The organism is Phycicoccus sp. 3266 (assembly GCF_031456495.1).
In the GTDB taxonomy this organism is placed as follows: domain Bacteria; phylum Actinomycetota; class Actinomycetes; order Actinomycetales; family Dermatophilaceae; genus Pedococcus.
In genome coordinates, this window is the sequence record NZ_JAVDUW010000002.1 from 205,864 (window position 1) to 222,014 (window position 16,151).

Sequence of the window (16,151 nt, forward strand, 5' to 3'; positions counted from 1 at the left end):
CTCGCTTCGGGTGGTGCGGGCGGGGCTGTCGGTCAGAGCCTACGGAGGAAGTCCGGGTCGTCGTCGGGGCCACGCGGGGCCTGAGGGCGCTGCGTTCCCCCGGGGCCGGACGGGCCGGTCGGGCCACGCTGGGGGCGCCCGGCGATGAACCAGACGACCGGCCCCACGATGGGGAAGACGAGGACGACCAGCAGCCAGATCAGCTTGGGCAGGTTCCGGACCCGGCGCTCGTCGGTCTGCACGCAGTCGACGGCGGCGTAGATCGTCAGCGCGATCGTCAGCAGCCAGGGCAGGACCCGGATCATGCCTCCATGGTCGCACGGGCGACCCGGTCGGCCTCGAGGAGGCTGGTGACCGCCCGGCGGTCCGGCTTGCCCGGCCCGCGCAGCGGGACGGCGTCCAGGACGAGCACGTGGCGGGGGAGCGCGTGCGCGGGCAGCGTGCCGCGGAGGGCCTCGCGGGCGCCGGTCAGCGTGGGCGCGTCGGCCCCGGGCGCGAGGACGAGCGCGGCGGCGACGACCTGGCCCCACTCGGGGTCGGGCAGCCCCACGACGACCGCCTCCGCGACGCCGGGGACCACCCCGGTGAAAGCGTCCTCGACGACCCGGGGGGCGACCTTGAGGCCGCCGGTGTTGACCAGGTCGTCCAGGCGGCCGTCGACGTGCCAGCGACCGGCGCCGTCGCGGTGGCCGACGTCGTCGGTGCGGAACCACCGGGTGCCGTCGGGGTCCGTGGAGAAGGCCGCGGCCGTGAGGTCGGGGCGGCCGAGGTAGCCGGTCGCGAGGGTCGCCCCGCCGAGGCTGAGCCGCCCGTCGGCGTCGGTGCGCACCAGCGCCCCGCGCAGGGGCTCACCGTCGTAGACGCAGCCGCCGCAGGTCTCGCTCATGCCGTAGGTCGTCACGACCCGGATGCCCCGCGCCCGGGCTGCGCCGAGGACGGCGGGCGGCGTGCCGGCGCCGCCGACGAGGACGCCGTCGAGGCCGGCGAGGGCCTCGGTCGCCTCGGGGTCGGCCAGCACCCGGACCAGCTGGGTGGGCACGAGGGCGGTGTAGCGGCGGGGAGCCGCCCCGCCCGCTGCCACCGTGGGCCCCGGGGTCGCGGCCATCCGGGCGACGGCGCGGGTCAGGGCGGCTGTGGTGAAGCCGTCGGAGAGGTCGACGAAGTGCGGCTCGGTGCCCGCCGCGAGGCAGCGCAGCATCACCTGCACCCCGGCGATGTGGTGCGGCGGCATGGCCAGCAGCCAGGTGCCCAGGCCGCCGAGGCGGTCGTGCGTCGCGTCGGCCGAGGCGCCCAGTGCCTCGGCCGGGAGCATGGCCAGCTTGGGGGTGCCGGTCGACCCCGAGGTGCCGACGACCAGCGCGGTGCCCTCGTCGGGGACGGCGCCGGCGGGTAGCTCGGGTGGGGCGCCCCACGGTGCGCACGGCAGGACCGCAGGACCGGTGCCCTCCAGCGCCGCCTGCAGCGCCGGCAGCGCCGCGCGCGCCTGCTCCCCGGCGGGGATCGGCAGCGCTCGCAGGGTCGTCACGGGGTCGACGCTACTGCGCGGGCCGTCCATGGACGGCCCGAGGGTTCGGCGGGACGATGGGCAGCGGGAGGTGGACGATGGACGAGCAGTTCGCGGCATACATCGACCGGGTTCGCACGCACCGCGCCGAGCTGCGCGACTCGGTGGCCGCCGTCGACGAGGCGCTGGCGTCCCCGCTCGCGCGCGGCGGCGCCTGGCGCGAGCGCGTGCGGGCCGCGCTGGCCGAGCTGGCGCACGACTTCCGCGACCACGTCGAGCTGACCGAGCGCCCCGGCGGGCTCTACGAGTCGATGGCCCGGGACAGCCCGCGGCTGGGGGGCCAGATCCGTCGGCTCCGCCGCGAGCACGACCGCTTCCGCGAGGACATCGACGCCTACCTGGCGGTGCTCGAGCACGGCGGCACGATGGCCGACCTGCCGGTGTTCCGCGAGGAGGTCACCACCCTGCTGGGGCAGCTGGTGCGGCACCGGCAGAAGGGCGCAGACCTGGTGTACGAGGCGTTCGAGGTGGACCTGGGCGGGTCCGGGTAGGACGACCTCCGGTGCCGGGACGGCTCGGGCGGGGTGCCGACGGCTCAGAAGTACCAGGGGAAGGGGGACCAGTCGGGGTCGCGCTTCTCGAGGAACTGGTCGCGGCCCTCGACGGCCTCGTCGGTCATGTACGCCAGGCGGGTCGCCTCGCCGGCGAACACCTGCTGCCCCATGAGCCCGTCGTCGACGAGGTTGAACGCGAACTTGAGCATCCGCTGCGCCTGCGGGCTCTTGCCCAGGACCTCGCGGGCCACCTCGAGCGCCGTGGCCTCGAGCTCGGCGTGGTCGGCGACGAGGTTGACCGCGCCCATCCGGTGCATGTCCTCGGCGGTGTACGTACGGCCGAGGAAGAAGATCTCGCGGGCGAACTTCTGCCCGACCATGCGGGCGAGGTAGGCCGAGCCGTACCCGCCGTCGAAGCTGCCCACGTCGGCGTCGGTCTGCTTGAACCGGGCGTGCTCCCGGCTCGCGATCGTGAGGTCGCAGACGACGTGCAGGCTGTGGCCGCCGCCGGCCGCCCAGCCGTTGACCACGGCGACGACGACCTTGGGCATGGTGCGGATCAGCCGCTGCACCTCCAGGATGTGCAGCCGCCCGCCCATGGCCCTGACCCGCGCCTCGTCGACGGTGTCGGCGGTCTCGCCCGTGGCGTACTGGTAGCCGGAGCGGCCGCGTATGCGCTGGTCGCCCCCGGAGCAGAACGCCCACTTGCCCTCGCTGCCCGTGCCGGCCGGGCCGGGGCCGTTGCCGGTGATGATCACGCAGCCGACGTCGGGCGTCATGCGGGCATGGTCGAGCGCGCGGTAGAGCTCGTCGACGGTGTGCGGGCGGAACGCGTTGAGCACCTCGGGCCGGTCGAAGGCGATCCGGACCGCGCCGACGTCCTTGGCCCGGTGGTAGGTGATGTCGGTGAAGTCGAACCCGTCGACCTCGTCCCACGCCGCCGGGTCGAAGGTGTCGCTGACGCTCGTCTGCTCGCTCACCCGGGCGAGCCTAACGGCGGGGTGCGGGCGGTATGCGGCGTGGTCGGCGGGGCGGCGGCGGGGCCGGGGGCTGGTCGCTGTCGGTGGAACGGCCTAGCGTCCCGGTATGGCCCTCCGCTGGTACTCCGTCGTCGTCGACTCCCACGACATCGCCGCGCAGGCGCGCTGGTGGGCCCAGACCCTGGACTACGTGATCGTCTTCGAGAACGACGAGGAGGTCGCGGTGATCCCCAGGCACATGTCGCAGGACCCCATCACGGACCCGCACGAGTGGGGGCGGCAGGCGCAGGGCCTGGTGTTCGTGCGGGTCCCCGAGGAGAAGTCGGTGAAGAACCGGCTGCACATCGACCTCGCGCCGCACAGCAGCCAGGACCGCGACGCCGAGATCCGGGCCCTGCTCGACCGCGGCGCCACCCTGGCCGACGTGGGGCAGGGCGACGCGCCGTGGACGGTCCTGCGCGACCCGGAGGGCAACGAGTTCTGCGTGCTGTCCAGCCGCGAGCGCTGAGGTCGGCGGCGGGCGTCAGCGGCCGACCGGACGCCTCCGCCCGGGAACACCCGTCAGGCGGCGAGCGCCTTCTCGATGTCCTTGGCGATGTCGGCCGGCTTGGTCGTGGAGCCGTAGCGCTTGACGACCTGGCCGTCGCGGCCGACGAGGAACTTGGTGAAGTTCCACTTGATCGCGCTGCCCAGCAGGCCGCCCTTCTCCGAGCGCAGCCACTTCCAGACCGGGTGGGCGCCGTCGCCGTTGACCTCGACCTTGTCGAACATCGGGAAGCTCACGCCGTAGTTGCGCTGGCAGAACTGGCCGATCTGGTCGGCGTCGCCGGGCTCCTGGCCGCCGAACTGGTTGCAGGGGAAGCCCAGCACGACCAGCCCCTGATCGCCGTACTCGCGGTAGAGCTGCTCGAGCCCCTCGAGCTGCGGCGTGAACCCGCACTCGCTGGCCGTGTTCACGACCAGGGCGACCTTCCCGGCATACGTGGAGAGGTCCTGCTCGGCACCCTCGAGGGTGGTGGCGGAGAAGTCGGACAGCGTGGGCATGGGGCTCCTGACGTCGGGGGGACTCGTCCGAACGCTATTCGGCGTGGGGGTGCGCCCGGATTGCCGGGTCCGCGCAGTGGGGCTCGGTCCGGACGCGTGCGTGCCGGGTCTGCCGGTCTGGTGGAATGACGTCATGACCGACCTCCCGCCGCTCGCGGAGCTGCTCGACGGGATGCGGGTGGTGTCCATCCCCATGCGGACCCGCTTCCGCGGGGTGACGGTCCGCGAGGCGGCCCTGCTGCGGGGGCCGGCCGGCTGGGGCGAGTTCTCGCCGTTCCTCGAGTACGCCGCGCCGGAGGCCGCGCGCTGGCTCGCCGCCGGGGTCGAGGCCGCCTGGCAGGGCTGGCCCGAGCCCGTCCGGGCCGAGGTGCCGGTGAACGCGACCGTGCCCGCGGTGCCGGCCGAGCGGGTCCCCGAGGTGCTGGCGCGGTACGACGGCACCACCACCGCCAAGGTGAAGGTGGCCGAGCCCGGCCAGGCCCTGGCCGAGGACCTCGCCCGGGTCGCCGCCGTGCGCGACGTGCTGGGCGCGCGCGGCCGCATCCGGGTCGACGCCAACGGTGCCTGGTCGGTCGACGACGCCGTCCGTGCCCTGACCGCGCTCTCCGTCCACGACCTGGAGTACGCCGAGCAGCCGTGCGCCACGGTGCCGGAGCTCCGCGACCTGCGCCTCGCGCTCGCCCGCGGCGGGGTCGACGTCCCGGTCGCGGCCGACGAGTCGATCCGCAAGGCCGACGACCCCCTCAGGGTCGCCCGTGAGGGTGCCGCCGACGTCGTGGTGGTCAAGGTCGCCCCGCTGGCGGGGGTGCGCCGGGCGCTCGACGTCGTGGCCGAGTGCGGACTGCCGGCGGTCGTCTCCTCGGCGCTCGACACCAGCATCGGCATGCGAGCCGGCGTGGCCCTGGCCGCGGCACTGCCGGACCTGCAGCACGCGTGCGGCCTCGGGACGGTGGCGCTGCTCGAGGGCGACGTCACGAGCGACCCGCAGGTCCCCGTCGGAGGCGTCATCCAGGTGCGCGACGCCGTGGCCGACGCGGCACTGCTCGACCGGTGGGCGGCACCCGAGGACCGGGTGGGCTGGTGGCGCGAGCGGGTGGCGGCGGCGCACGCCGTGCTCGCCGGCTGAGGTCCCGGACGCCGCTGCGTGACGCGACGGCGGACCCGATCGCCGCTACGGTCGGTCGGGTGAACATCGTCTTCGTCGAGCCGGGGTTCCCGGCCAACCAGCGCCGGTTCGCACTCGCCCTCGCCTCGGTGGGGGCGAACGTCTTCGGGATCGGCGAGTCCGACGAGTGGGCGCTCGACGACGAGCTGCGCGGAGCCCTGTCGGGCTACTACAAGGTCGGCTCGGTGACGAACCTGCGCGAGATGACCGACGCCGCGAGGTTCATCCAGTCCAAGGTGTGGGTCGACCGGCTCGAGGCCACGGTGGAGGCGCACACGATGGTCGCCGCACAGGTGCGCGAGGCGACCGGCATACCGGGCACGTCGGTGCACACGACGTGGCTGTGCCGCGACAAGCCGTCGATGAAGGAGGCGCTGCGCCAGGCCGGCGTCCCGACGGCGGCCTCGGCCGCCGTCGACCACGCCCACGAGGCCTGGGAGTTCGCGGAGCGGGTGGGCTACCCGCTCGTCCTCAAGCCGCGCGACGGCGCCGGCGCCAAGGACACGGTGCGCGTCGACGACGACGCCGAGCTGGCGCACGCCCTCACCGACTTCGGGTCGCACGGCGCGACCTCGATCGCGATCGAGGAGTTCGTCGAGGGGCACGAGGGCTTCTACGACACCATCGCCCACGAGGGGGGCGTCGTCCACGACTGGACGACCCACTACTACCCGAACGTCCTCGAGGCGATGCGCACCCGCTGGATCTCGCCGCAGTTCGTCACGACGAACCGGATGGCGGACTCGCCGTTCTACGACGAGGTGCGCGACCTCGGGCAGCGGGTCATCGAGGCGCTCGGGATCGGCACCAGCGCCACCCACATGGAGTGGTTCCACGGGCCCAAGGGCCTGAAGTTCTCCGAGATCGGCGCCCGGCCGCCGGGCGTCGGCTGCTGGGACCTGTACTCGGCGAGCAACGACGTCGACGTCTACCGCGAGTGGGCGCACGTCATCGTGCACGGGACGCCCGAGCGCCGGATGGGCCGGCCCTACTCGGCCGGGATCATCGCCCTGCGGCCCGACCGCGACGGGCGGATCGTCGGCCACAGCGGGCTGCACGAGATCCGGGACCGCTACAACGAGTGGGTGATCGACGCGTACTTCCCGCCCGAGGGCCACCTGACCCAGCCGGTGGAGGCCGGCTACATGGCCAACGCCTACGTCCGGATGCGCCATCCGGACTACGACGTGCTGCGCGGGATGCTCGACGACGTGGGCCGCACGGTCCAGGTCCACGCGGTTGCCTGCTGAGGCGCCTGCTGCACCATGCGCACCGTGCTGCTGGGTCCCCAGCGCTTCATGACGACCGCGGGCACCGCCCTGCGCTCCCTCGGTGTCGAGGGCCCGGTCGCGACGATCAACGCGGGCTGGGAGGAGCGTGAGGACGACGTCGCCGAGCTCGACAGCGTCCTCGGCGGCGACACCCGGCACCTGCGGCTGCACCACCGCATGTTCGACGTCCTCGAGAAGGACCCCGCCTTCGCCGCCGCCGGCCTCGCCTTCCGGGACCGGCACGACGCGCTGCTCTCGGTCTACCGCCTGCGGCTCCAGGGCGCGCTCGACGACGCGTACGCCCTCCAGCGGCGCGGGGCCGGTTTCGACGCCCTCGACGACGCGGTGGAGGTCGTGCGGCACGTCGACCGCTGGTATGCCGCGAAGCTCAAGGAGCTCTACGCGGACCTCGACGCCACGGCCCCGATCGACGACAGCGGCGTGATCGGCTGGCACCGCGGGGAGATCGCGGCCCTGCTGGCGGGTTCGGCGGCGCTCGCGCTGACCGGCGGCCACGTCGGGACGTTGCTGCGGGCATTGCGGCTCTTCGCGATCCGCATTCCCGACGAGCTGCCCGTCGTGGCCTGGTCGGCCGGCGCGATGGCGTTGACCGAGCGGGTGGTGCTCTTCCACGACCACGGGCCGGAGGGCGCGAGCGAGGCCGAGGTGTACGACCGCGGGCTGGGCCGGGTGCGTGGGGTCGTCGCACTGCCGCACGCCCGTCGGCGGCTGCGGCTCGACGACCCGGCGCGGTGCGCGGTGCTGGCGCGCCGCTTCGGGGAGCAGCACTGCGTCCTGCTCGACGACGGGACCGCGATCGAGCTCGGCGAGGACGGCGGGCTGCCGCCCGGGGCGCGCGTCCTCGGGCTCGACGGTGCGGTCCACGACATGCGCGAGGCGTTGCGGTGAGCGGCCCGGGACGCCGTGCCACGGTGCATGGCGGAGAAGAGGTGGTCCGGTGAGCGGCAGGCTGGCGGTCAACCGGCTGCGCGACCGCCTGCCCGTGGGGTCGGCGTCCGTGGACCGGTTCGTCGCCCGGTACGGCGCGCCGATCGTCGAGGGGGAGCGCGTCACCTTCCTGTTCCGGGGCGAGGCCGACGAGGTGCGGGTGCGGCACCGCGTGGTGGGCCTGACCGACCCGCTGCCCATGCGGCTCCTGCCCGGCACGGACCTGTGGGCCGTCACGACCGAGCTGCCGAGCGGGTCGCGGGTCGAGTACCAGCTGGAGACCCGCCGCGGCGACCACTACGAGACGTTCAACGACCCGCTCAACCCCCGGGTCGCGCACTCACCCGTCGGGTCGAGCTCGGTGTGTGCCGCGACCGGGTACGAGGTGCCCGACTGGGTGCACGACGACCCCGAGGCGCGGCAGGGCGAGATCGTCGAGGACACGTTGCGCTCCAAGGCGCTCCGGCGTGAGCAGCCGGTGAGGCTGTACCTGCCCGCCCGGTACACGACGGCCCAGCGCTACCCGCTCCTCGTCGTCCACGACGGCACGGACTACCTCGACTACGCGGCGATGAAGACCGTGCTGGACAACCTCATCCACCGGCTCGACGTGGCCCCGCTGGTCGCGGCGTTCGTCCCCCCGCGGGACCGGCTCAGGGAGTACCCCAACCACGCACCGCACGCCCGGTTCATCGCGAGGGAGCTGCTCCCGACCCTCGCCGAGCGCCTGCCCCTGGTCGACGACCCCGCCGGCCGGTGCCTCATGGGCAGCAGCTTCGGCGGGATCGCGTCGCTGTCGACGGCGGTGCGCTACCCGGGGGTGTTCGGCTCGCTGTTCCTGCAGTCGGCGTCGCTGGTCTTCACGGACATCGGGACGGACCACGGTGGCGGGCCGCCGTTCGACCCGGTGGTGAAGTTCGTGAACCGGTACCGCGCCAAGCCGACGGCCCCGGTCGAGCGGATCTTCATGTCGTGCGGCACGTACGAGCCGCTCATCACGCCGAACCGGTCGATGGTGCAGGTGTTCCGCGCCGCGGGCATGGACGTGAAGTACGTCGAGGCGCGCGACGGCCACAACTGGGAGGACTGGCGCGACCGGCTGCGCGACGGCCTCTCGTGGCTGTTCCCCGGGCCGCAGAAGTTCGTCTACGAGTGAGGAGCCCGACGTGAAGGTGACCGAGCGCTGGCACTCGGACCGCATGGACCGCGACGTCACCCTGGTCCGCTGGGGTCACTACGGCGCGCCCGTGCTGCTCCTGCCGACCGCGGGTGGCGACGCCGAGGAGGTCGAGCGCAACCAGCTCGTCGGCCACCTCTGGCCGATGGTCGAGGCCGGCCGGGTCAAGGTCTACTCCTGCGACAGCGCGGCGGGGCAGGCGATGATGCGCGGCGAGGGCTCGACCGACCACCGGCGCTGGCTGTTCGACGCCTACCAGCGCACGGTCGCCGAGGAGGTCGTGCCGGCCATCCAGGCCGACTCCTCCGCCCAGCCCGTCGTCGTCGCCGGCGCCTCGATCGGCGCCTTCAACTCCCTCGCGCTTCTGTGCCGCTTCCCCCACCTGTTCGGGGCAGCCGTCTGCATGAGCGGGACGTACTCGATCGAGCGGTTCATCGGCGGCCGCTTCACCGACGACTTCTACCACGCCTCGCCGCTGCACTTCCTGCCCGGACTCGAGGGCCCGCAGCTCGACACCCTGCGCACCCGGTTCGTCGTCCTGGCGACGGGGTCGGGTCGGTGGGAGGACCCGAGCGGCGCGTGGGAGGTGGCCGGGGTGCTCGGCGACAAGCGGGTGCCCAACCGCGTCGACGACTGGGGTCCGTCCTACGACCACGACTGGCCGACGTGGTGGGAGATGCTGCCGCTCTACCTCGACGACCTGGTCCCGTGAGCGGGGACCTCGCCGCGCGGCTGGCCGCGGCCGTGGAGGCCGGTATGCCGCGGGTGCGCGACGACCTCGCGCGGCTCGTCGGCTGCCGGTCGGTCGCCAACCCGGCGATCGAGCCGGTGGAGGAGTGCCGGCGAGCGGCATCCCTGGTCGTCGAGCTTCTGAAGGAGGTCGGGCTCGACGGCGTCGAGGCGTTGCCCGCCCCGGACGGGTCGCAGGCCGTGGTGGGTCGCACCGCCGGACCGGTCGGCGCTCCCCGCGTCCTGCTGTACTCCCACCACGACGTCGTCCCGGTCGCGGACCCGGGTGCCTGGACGGTGCCGCCGTGGGTGCTGACCGAGCGCGACGGCCGTTGGTACGGCAGGGGATCCGCCGACTGCAAGGGCAACCTCATGGCCTCCGTCCTGGCCCTGCGGGCGCTGCGCGAGGTGCTGGGGGCGTGGCCGGTCGAGGTCGCGGTCGTGTGCGAGGGCTCCGAGGAGCAGTCGAGCGGCGGCATGGAGGCGCTGGCCCGTCAGTCGCCCGAGCTCGTCGACTGCGACGCCCTCCTCATCGCCGACACCGGCAACGTCGAGCTGGGGCTGCCGACGCTGACCACGTCGCTGCGCGGCACCGGCAGCGTGCTGGTCACCGTCCGCACGATGGAGCACGCCGCGCACTCCGGGATGTTCGGCGGTGCCGCGCCCGACGCGCTGCAGGCCCTCGTCGCGACGCTGGCGACCCTGCGCGACGACACCGGCGAGACCACCGTCGACGGCCTCGACCACTCGGGGACGTGGGACGGGAACCCGTTCGAGGAGAGCAGGTTCCGCCAGGACGCCGCCCTGCTCGACGGCGTCGACCCCCTCACCGGCGACGGCACGGTCGCCGACCTCCTGTGGGCGCGCCCGGCGGCCACCGTGATCGCCCTCGACGCCACACCGGTCTCCCAGGTGGCCGCAGCGGTGCACGCCGAGGCCCGGGCGGTCGTGAACCTGCGCGTGCCACCCGACGTCGACGCCGCGGAGGCCCAGCGGCTCCTGGTCGAGCACCTGGTGCGGCACACCCCCTACGGCGCCCACGTCGATGCCAGGCCGGTGTCGCTGGGCCACGGCTTCCGCGCTCGCACCGACGGCCCGGCATACGCGGCCATGGGACGGGCGATGCACACGGCGTTCGGGCGCGACGTGGTCACCACCGGCCAGGGCGGCTCGATCCCGCTCGCCACGGCGCTCGCCGAGCTGGTCCCGCACGCCGAGATCCTCCTGCTCGGGGTCGAGGAGCCGGCCTCGCGCATCCACGCCGTCGACGAGTCCGTCGATCCCGGGGAGCTGCAGCGGACGGCCCTGGCGCAGGCGCTCTTCCTGGCCGACCTCGGCGGCCTGCTCGGCGCGGAGGGGGCCGACGCGTGAGGGTGCGCTGGGTGTGGGCGTTCCTCGACCTGCCCGCGGCTGGGTACGAGGAGGGGTTGGAGTTCTGGCGGGCCGTGACGCGCACCCGCGTCTCCCCGCGACGGGGAGAGGCCGGCCAGTTCGCCACGCTGCTGCCGCAGCGAAGGGACGCGTGGGTCAAGGTGCAGCGGGTCGGTGGCCCGGGCGGCATCCACGTCGACCTCGACGTCGAGGGCCCGCTGGAGGGGGCGCGCGACGAGGCGGTCGCGTTGGGGGCGACCGTGCTGCACGAGGACTTCGAGGAGGGCGTGCTGGGGGTCGTCGTGTGCCGGTCGCCGGGCGGCTTCGTCTTCTGCCTCACCCGGTGGCACCCCGAGGAGCACGGCGAGGGACAGGTCAGGGACGGCCAGGACAGCCTGCTCGACCAGGTCTGCCTCGACATCCCGCCGAGCCGGTATGCCGCCGAGGTCGCCTTCTGGTCGGCGCTCACCGGGTGGGCGGTGCAGGACGTGGACTCCCCGGAGTTCGAGCGGCTGGCGTGGCCCGACGGGATGCCGGTCCGGTTCCTGCTGCAGCGGCTCGACGAGGACGGGGGACCGGTGCGGGGTCACGTCGACCTCGCCTGCCTCGACCGCGAGGTCGAGGCGGCCCGGCACGTGGCCCTCGGCGCCGAGCGCGTCGGGCCCGGTGACGGGTGGGTCGTCATGCGGTCGCCCGACGGCCACGCGTACTGCTGCACCGGTCGCCACCCCCTGACCGGCGGAGCGCCGCCGGGCTGAGCCCTGCCCCCGAGTGCCCTTGGTGTGGGTGCCGCCCGTGGGACGGGGGTCCGAGCGGGCTGTCCACGTGAGCCGCGTTCGCGCCCGGCTGTCCACAGCAGGGACGTCGTGTCGGGCTCGTCCACAGGGGAGGCCACGCGGGGGACGCAGCCGCGGGCCGGGCGCGCACGCTGGCGGGGTGGAGGCAGACCCCGGGCGGCTCCGAGCACTCGCGGCCGCGGTGCGCGAGGAGGCGGTGCGTGTGCGCGGGGCGGTGAGGCGGCTCGACGGCCTGCGCGACGTGCCGTGGCACTCGCCCGCGGGCGCGCTGTTCCGTGACCGGGTCGGGGAGCGGGCCCACGCCCTGCGCGTGACGGCCGCCCGTCTCGACTCCGCCGCCGACCTCCTCGACGCCCACGCCCGGCAGGTCGACGTGGTGGTGGCCGAGCTGGCGTCCGCTGCTCGGGCGACAGCTCACACCGCCGGCCAGGCGGTCGAACGGGTCGGGCGCACCGTGCTGAGGGGACTCGATGGCTGAGGCGCCGGGAGCCCCGTCGGTCCGGGTGCACGGTGGCGCCGCGGGCACCGCGGTGCAGCTCTCCGCGGTCGAGGACGCGGCGCGGGTCCTGGCGCTGGAGGCGACGGCCCTGGGGGCGGTCTGCGTGCGGCTCACGACGGTGGCGGTCGACCCGTGCCTGGTCGCCAGCGCGGCGCTGGCACCCCTCAGCGCCGCGCGGGCCCAGGCGGCGCTGGCCCTGGCTCGCGGGCCGGTCGGTGCCGGCGGCCAGGCCGCGGCCCTGCTCGGCCTGTCGGCTGGGGCCGCGGGTGCGGTCGAGGCCTACCGCGCGACGGAGCGCGCCGTCGCGGCCTCGGTGGAGGTCGCCCAGGACGTCGCGTTCGTCGCCCTCGCCCGCGCAGCGCCGGAGCTCGCCGTGGGGGTGTTCGCCCTGCACGCTGCCGGGGTCGACGTCGCGGGCGCGGCCGACGAGGCCGTGTTCGACGTCCCGGGGGTGGCCGACCTCGCCGGAGGGGTCGACGGCCTGGTCGAGCTGGCGCCCACGCTCCTGCCCCTCGCCCGCTGGCTGCCGACCGCAGACCGGCCCGCCGGCGACTACGAGGCCGCCCTCCGCGTCATCGCCGAGACCGCCGCGGCGGCGGGCCTGCTGCGCGAGACCGGTGGCGCCGTCGTCACCCGGGAGGCGTACCCACGGCCAGGCGCTCTGGCCCCGCACGACCTCGCCTCCCTCGCGGACGACCTCGGCAACCTCAGCGACGGCGAGCGCTACCCGGGGCACGTGCGGGTCGTCGAGGTGCCGCAGCCCGACGGCAGCTCGGCCTGGCTCGTCGAGGTCAGCGGCACCCAGGAGTGGGGCGGCGAGGCGGGGGACAACCCGTTCGACGCCACGTCGGACGTGCGGCTCATGGCGGGCCAGTCCACGGCGCTCGCGCAGGGTGTGACGGCAGCGCTCGACGAGGCCATGGCCGAGACGGGCCGCGACACCTCGGGCGAGCCGGTCCTGCTGGCCGGGCACAGCCTGGGCGGGATCGTGGCTGCGGGGTTGGCCTCCTCGACGCGGTTCCGGGCGTCCCACCGCGTCACGCACGTCGTGACCATGGGCTCGCCGGTCGGGCGCATGCCGGTCCCCGCGGACGTGTCGGTCCTGTCGCTCGAGCACGTGCAGGACGCCGTGCCGCGCCTGGAGGGTCAGGCCAACCCCTACCGACGCGAGTGGGTCACGGTCACCCGCGACCTGCGCGGCGGTCCCGTCCACACGGCCAGCGGTGCCCACGCCACGCGCGAGTACGCGCGCACGGCCGCACTCGTCGACTCGGCGACGGACCTGTCGACCGTGGCGTGGCGCGAGGGCAGCAGGGAGTTCCTGGTGCCGCGCGAGGGGACCGCGCCCATCGTGCGCGACTACCGCGTCGCCCGTGTCCTTGGCGTCCCCGGCGTCCCCGAGGCCGGCCGATGAGCGGACGAGGTCGGGCGGCGTGTCAGGTGGTGGCTGGGCGAGGTCGGGCGGCGTGTCAGGCGCTGGCCAGCCCGGCCCCACGCTCCACGAGGTGGCTCCGCAGGGACGCCACGGCCCGGGCGCGGGCACCGGCGAGCGCGGCACCCGGCACGGTCGCCGGGCCGACCCCGACCGGGCGCCGGGCGTCCCGCACGCGCTCGCGCACCGCCTCGACGACCGTCGGGTCCCCACCCCAGGACCCGCCCAGGACGACCTCCTGCGGGTCGGTGAGGGCGACGAGGGCCGACACGACGTCCGCGACCGCTGTCGCGAGGACGCGCAGCGTCCGTGCGCCACCGGCGGCGCCTCCGTGCACGACCTCCAGCAGCCGGTCGACGTCGATGGCGGTGCCACCCTCGTGCCGCAGCCCCAGCTCGGCGAACACCTCGGTGAACGCCGTCGCGCGTCCACGCGCACCGGTGACGACGACGTGCGCGACCTCGCCCGCCAGGCCGTGCGCGCCCTCCAGCACCCGGCCGTCCGCCACCACCGCGCACCCCAGCCCCTCGCCGAGGTACAGGTAGGCGAAGTCCGCGGGGGTCGCGTCCGGGCCGGTCGCCGCGTGGGCGGCTGCGTCGGCCGCCGCGCCGGTCGCGGTGTCGTCCGAGCCGCCGGAGGCCTGCGGCACCCGCGCGGCGAGCTCGGCCAGGGCGGACCAGTTGACGTCGTTGCCCACCACGACCGGTCCCTCGACGAGGTCCGCCAGCACGGCCGCGGGGTCGAGGGCGCCCACGAGGAACGGCGCGTCGGGCAGGTGCACCAGACGTCCCGTCGCCCGGTCCACGGGGTCGGCGGCGCTGACGACCGCGAGGAGCACAGGCCCGGCGCCCTCCTCCCGAGCCGCCTCCACGGCAGACCGCGCCGCCCGCTCGAGCGCGCGTGCCGCTGTCGCCGGACGGGCGGGCCGGGACACCTGCGCCGTGCCCCGTCCGACGACCGCACCCCGCACGTCGAGCACCTCGGCGACGACTCCCTCGGGGGCGATCGCGACGGCCATCGCGGTGCCGGTTCCCGGCGCGAGGTCGTAGTACAGGCCCGCCCGCCCCGGACCGCTGCTGCGCTCGCCGGTGTCGGCGAGGACCCCGGCCGCCTCCAGCCGCCGGACGCTCTCGGCCACGGTCGGCTTCGACAGCCCCGTGGTGCTCGCCAGCGCCGCCCGGGTCAGCCGCCCGTGGTCGACCACCGCGCCCACCACGTGGCTGTCGGTGAGCCGTCGCAGGAGGTCCAGCGACGGCTTCTCGGGAGTCATGCGGTCATTCTAGTAAGGACTGTTGCCCAAACAGCAGGAACCGGCTAGCCTCACGTTTGGTAAGGAGTCCTACCGAAGGAGCTGTCATGACCTCGCCGGCGTTCACGACCACCCGCCCCGAGCTGCCGCACTGGGAGACCGTCCCGGCGGACCTGTCCGGCGCCATCCGCGAGGTCAAGGCCGCGCTGCGCGCCCGCATCGAGGCGTCGGGTCGAACGGTCGAGGAGGTCTTCGGCGTCGTCGAGCGGCTCGTCGCCGACCGGGTCGCCGAGATCACGGCGGCCAAGGAGCGTGGCGAGCAGGTCTGGCCGGTGATCGACTACGCCGACATCGAGGCCGGCACCGTCACGCCCGAGCAGGTGGCCCTGCTCAAGCGCCGCGGCTGCCTCGTCGTGCGCGGCCACTTCCCGCGCGAGCAGGCGCTGCAGTGGGACCGCGACATCGTCGACTACGTCGAGGGCAACGGGTTCTTCGAGGCCTACCGCGGCCCGGGCGACGACTTCTTCGGCAGCGTGGGCTCCAAGCCCGAGATCTACCCGATCTACTGGTCGAGCGCCCAGATGCAGGCCCGCCAGAGCGACCGGATGGCCACCGTCCAGGGCTTCCTCAACTCCCAGTGGGTGTCCGAGTCCGACGGGGTCCGGTGGTTCGACCCGCACCGCGACTCCCTCTACCCCGACCGCATCCGCCGGCGCCCCGAGGGCGCCGACTCCGCGGGTCTCGGCACCCACCTCGACCCGGGCACCCTCGACCTGTGGATGACGCAGGCCTACCAACAGGCCTTCCGCCACCTCTTCGACGGCACCGTCGAGCAGTACGACCCCTGGGACGCCAGCCACCGCACCGACGGCCCGCAGTACCCCGGCTCCACGATGTGCTCGGTCTTCCGCACCTTCCAGGGCTGGACGGCACTGTCCGACATGGACCACGACCAGGGCGTCCTGCACACCGTCCCGATCCCCGAGGCGATGGCCTATCTCATGCTCCGCCCGCTGCTCGACGACGTGCCGGACGACGAGATGTGCGGCGTCACGGTCAACCAGGTGTTCCCTGCCGACTGGAAGTGGCACGCGCTGCTCATGGAGGGCCTCGCCGGCATCCCCGACGTGAAGGCCGGCGACTCCGTCTGGTGGCACTGCGACATGGTCCACAGCGTCGCGCCCGTCCAGGACCAGAAGGGCTGGGGCAACGTCATGTACATCCCCGCCGCCCCGTGGTGCCCGCGCAACGAGCGGTATGCCGAGAGCGTCCGCGAGGCGTTCCTCACCGGGTCCAGCCCGAGTGACTTCCCCGAGGAGCACTACGAGCGCGAGTGGCCGGACCGGTTCCACGTCGAGGACCTCAACGAGACCGGTCGCCGGGGCCTCGGCCTGCAGTGACGGGGCTCGGTCGGCGGCGGCCGGCCGGCTG

The 16,151-nt window shown here is 74.6% G+C and carries 17 protein-coding genes; 12 read left to right on the forward strand and 5 right to left on the reverse strand.

The window, feature by feature from the left end; genetic code table 11:
- Window positions 1–32 precede the first annotated feature (32 nt).
- Both J2X64_RS10775 and menE read right to left on the reverse strand, forming a co-directional pair.
- On the reverse strand, window positions 33–305 hold the full coding sequence (locus J2X64_RS10775) for a PLD nuclease N-terminal domain-containing protein (protein WP_310153734.1): 273 nt from the start codon (window positions 303–305) through the stop codon (window positions 33–35).
- Window positions 302–1,525 carry an o-succinylbenzoate--CoA ligase gene (menE, locus tag J2X64_RS10780; protein WP_310153737.1) on the reverse strand — a complete coding sequence of 408 codons (1,224 nt, stop codon included), beginning with the start codon at window positions 1,523–1,525 and terminating at the stop codon, window positions 302–304. The genes J2X64_RS10775 and menE overlap by 4 nt, the downstream gene beginning before the upstream one ends.
- Window positions 1,526–1,602: 77 nt before the next feature.
- Between menE and J2X64_RS10785 the strand changes: the two genes are divergently transcribed.
- Window positions 1,603–2,055, forward strand: coding sequence for a hemerythrin domain-containing protein (locus tag J2X64_RS10785; protein WP_310153740.1), 453 nt, complete (start codon window positions 1,603–1,605; stop codon window positions 2,053–2,055).
- A 44-nt stretch (window positions 2,056–2,099) separates the two neighbouring features.
- On the opposite strand, the gene J2X64_RS10790 is transcribed toward J2X64_RS10785, so the two are convergent.
- On the reverse strand, window positions 2,100–3,038 hold the full coding sequence (locus J2X64_RS10790) for a 1,4-dihydroxy-2-naphthoyl-CoA synthase (RefSeq protein WP_310153743.1): 939 nt from the start codon (window positions 3,036–3,038) through the stop codon (window positions 2,100–2,102).
- 106 nt (window positions 3,039–3,144) lie between these two features.
- Here J2X64_RS10790 and J2X64_RS10795 point away from each other — a divergent pair, with 106 nt between their 5' ends.
- A complete protein-coding gene (locus tag J2X64_RS10795) occupies window positions 3,145–3,546 on the forward strand; it encodes a VOC family protein (protein WP_310153746.1) in 402 nt (133 codons plus the stop codon).
- Between the two features lie 53 nt (window positions 3,547–3,599).
- Here J2X64_RS10795 and J2X64_RS10800 read toward each other — a convergent pair whose 3' ends face one another.
- On the reverse strand, window positions 3,600–4,082 hold the full coding sequence (locus tag J2X64_RS10800; RefSeq protein ID WP_310153748.1) for a glutathione peroxidase: 483 nt from the start codon (window positions 4,080–4,082) through the stop codon (window positions 3,600–3,602).
- Between the two features lie 133 nt (window positions 4,083–4,215).
- Here J2X64_RS10800 and J2X64_RS10805 point away from each other — a divergent pair, with 133 nt between their 5' ends.
- The 9 genes from J2X64_RS10805 (at window position 4,216) to J2X64_RS10845 (ending at window position 13,453) form a co-directional block, all read left to right on the forward strand.
- A complete protein-coding gene (locus J2X64_RS10805) occupies window positions 4,216–5,208 on the forward strand; it encodes an o-succinylbenzoate synthase (RefSeq protein ID WP_310153751.1) in 993 nt (330 codons plus the stop codon).
- 59 nt (window positions 5,209–5,267) lie between these two features.
- Window positions 5,268–6,497 carry an ATP-grasp domain-containing protein gene (locus J2X64_RS10810; RefSeq protein ID WP_310153754.1) on the forward strand — a complete coding sequence of 410 codons (1,230 nt, stop codon included), beginning with the start codon at window positions 5,268–5,270 and terminating at the stop codon, window positions 6,495–6,497.
- Window positions 6,498–6,512: 15 nt separating this feature from the next.
- Window positions 6,513–7,427, forward strand: a complete 915-nt coding sequence (locus J2X64_RS10815; RefSeq protein WP_310153756.1) for a hypothetical protein — start codon at window positions 6,513–6,515, stop codon at window positions 7,425–7,427.
- A gap of 49 nt (window positions 7,428–7,476) precedes the next feature.
- Window positions 7,477–8,622 (forward strand): alpha/beta hydrolase-fold protein, encoded by a 1,146-nt coding sequence (locus J2X64_RS10820; protein ID WP_310153758.1) that lies wholly within the window; start codon window positions 7,477–7,479, stop codon window positions 8,620–8,622.
- A gap of 10 nt (window positions 8,623–8,632) precedes the next feature.
- The gene (locus tag J2X64_RS10825) at window positions 8,633–9,355 is read left to right on the forward strand and encodes an alpha/beta fold hydrolase (protein ID WP_310153763.1); all 723 of its coding nucleotides are present in this window, start codon (window positions 8,633–8,635) and stop codon (window positions 9,353–9,355) included.
- The gene (locus J2X64_RS10830; protein ID WP_310153766.1) at window positions 9,352–10,743 is read left to right on the forward strand and encodes a M20/M25/M40 family metallo-hydrolase; all 1,392 of its coding nucleotides are present in this window, start codon (window positions 9,352–9,354) and stop codon (window positions 10,741–10,743) included. Before J2X64_RS10825 ends, J2X64_RS10830 begins: the two co-directional genes overlap by 4 nt.
- Window positions 10,740–11,501 carry a VOC family protein gene (locus tag J2X64_RS10835; RefSeq protein ID WP_310153769.1) on the forward strand — a complete coding sequence of 254 codons (762 nt, stop codon included), beginning with the start codon at window positions 10,740–10,742 and terminating at the stop codon, window positions 11,499–11,501. The genes J2X64_RS10830 and J2X64_RS10835 overlap by 4 nt, the downstream gene beginning before the upstream one ends.
- Before the next feature lie 178 nt (window positions 11,502–11,679).
- Window positions 11,680–12,018 carry a hypothetical protein gene (locus tag J2X64_RS10840; RefSeq protein WP_310153772.1) on the forward strand — a complete coding sequence of 113 codons (339 nt, stop codon included), beginning with the start codon at window positions 11,680–11,682 and terminating at the stop codon, window positions 12,016–12,018.
- On the forward strand, window positions 12,011–13,453 hold the full coding sequence (locus tag J2X64_RS10845) for a hypothetical protein (RefSeq protein ID WP_310153773.1): 1,443 nt from the start codon (window positions 12,011–12,013) through the stop codon (window positions 13,451–13,453). Before J2X64_RS10840 ends, J2X64_RS10845 begins: the two co-directional genes overlap by 8 nt.
- Before the next feature lie 55 nt (window positions 13,454–13,508).
- Here the strand turns inward: J2X64_RS10845 and J2X64_RS10850 are convergent, their stop codons facing one another.
- Window positions 13,509–14,741, reverse strand: coding sequence for an ROK family transcriptional regulator (locus J2X64_RS10850; protein ID WP_310153779.1), 1,233 nt, complete (start codon window positions 14,739–14,741; stop codon window positions 13,509–13,511).
- An 86-nt stretch (window positions 14,742–14,827) separates the two neighbouring features.
- Between J2X64_RS10850 and J2X64_RS10855 the strand changes: the two genes are divergently transcribed.
- On the forward strand, window positions 14,828–16,120 hold the full coding sequence (locus tag J2X64_RS10855; RefSeq protein WP_310153782.1) for a DUF1479 domain-containing protein: 1,293 nt from the start codon (window positions 14,828–14,830) through the stop codon (window positions 16,118–16,120).
- Window positions 16,121–16,151 lie beyond the last annotated feature (31 nt).

Excerpts from the sequence above, each read along its gene's own strand:
- J2X64_RS10805 (WP_310153751.1), top strand. The coding sequence starts at position 4,216 with ATGACCGACCTCCCGCCGCTCGCGGAGCTGCTCGACGGGATGCGGGTG.
- J2X64_RS10775 (WP_310153734.1), bottom strand. The coding sequence starts at position 305 with ATGATCCGGGTCCTGCCCTGGCTGCTGACGATCGCGCTGACGATCTAC.
- J2X64_RS10800 (WP_310153748.1), bottom strand. The coding sequence starts at position 4,082 with ATGCCCACGCTGTCCGACTTCTCCGCCACCACCCTCGAGGGTGCCGAG.
- J2X64_RS10785 (WP_310153740.1), top strand. The coding sequence starts at position 1,603 with ATGGACGAGCAGTTCGCGGCATACATCGACCGGGTTCGCACGCACCGC.
- J2X64_RS10815 (WP_310153756.1), top strand. The coding sequence starts at position 6,513 with ATGCGCACCGTGCTGCTGGGTCCCCAGCGCTTCATGACGACCGCGGGC.
- J2X64_RS10845 (WP_310153773.1), top strand. The coding sequence starts at position 12,011 with ATGGCTGAGGCGCCGGGAGCCCCGTCGGTCCGGGTGCACGGTGGCGCC.
- J2X64_RS10855 (WP_310153782.1), top strand. The coding sequence starts at position 14,828 with ATGACCTCGCCGGCGTTCACGACCACCCGCCCCGAGCTGCCGCACTGG.
- J2X64_RS10850 (WP_310153779.1), bottom strand. The coding sequence starts at position 14,741 with ATGACTCCCGAGAAGCCGTCGCTGGACCTCCTGCGACGGCTCACCGAC.
- J2X64_RS10795 (WP_310153746.1), top strand. The coding sequence starts at position 3,145 with ATGGCCCTCCGCTGGTACTCCGTCGTCGTCGACTCCCACGACATCGCC.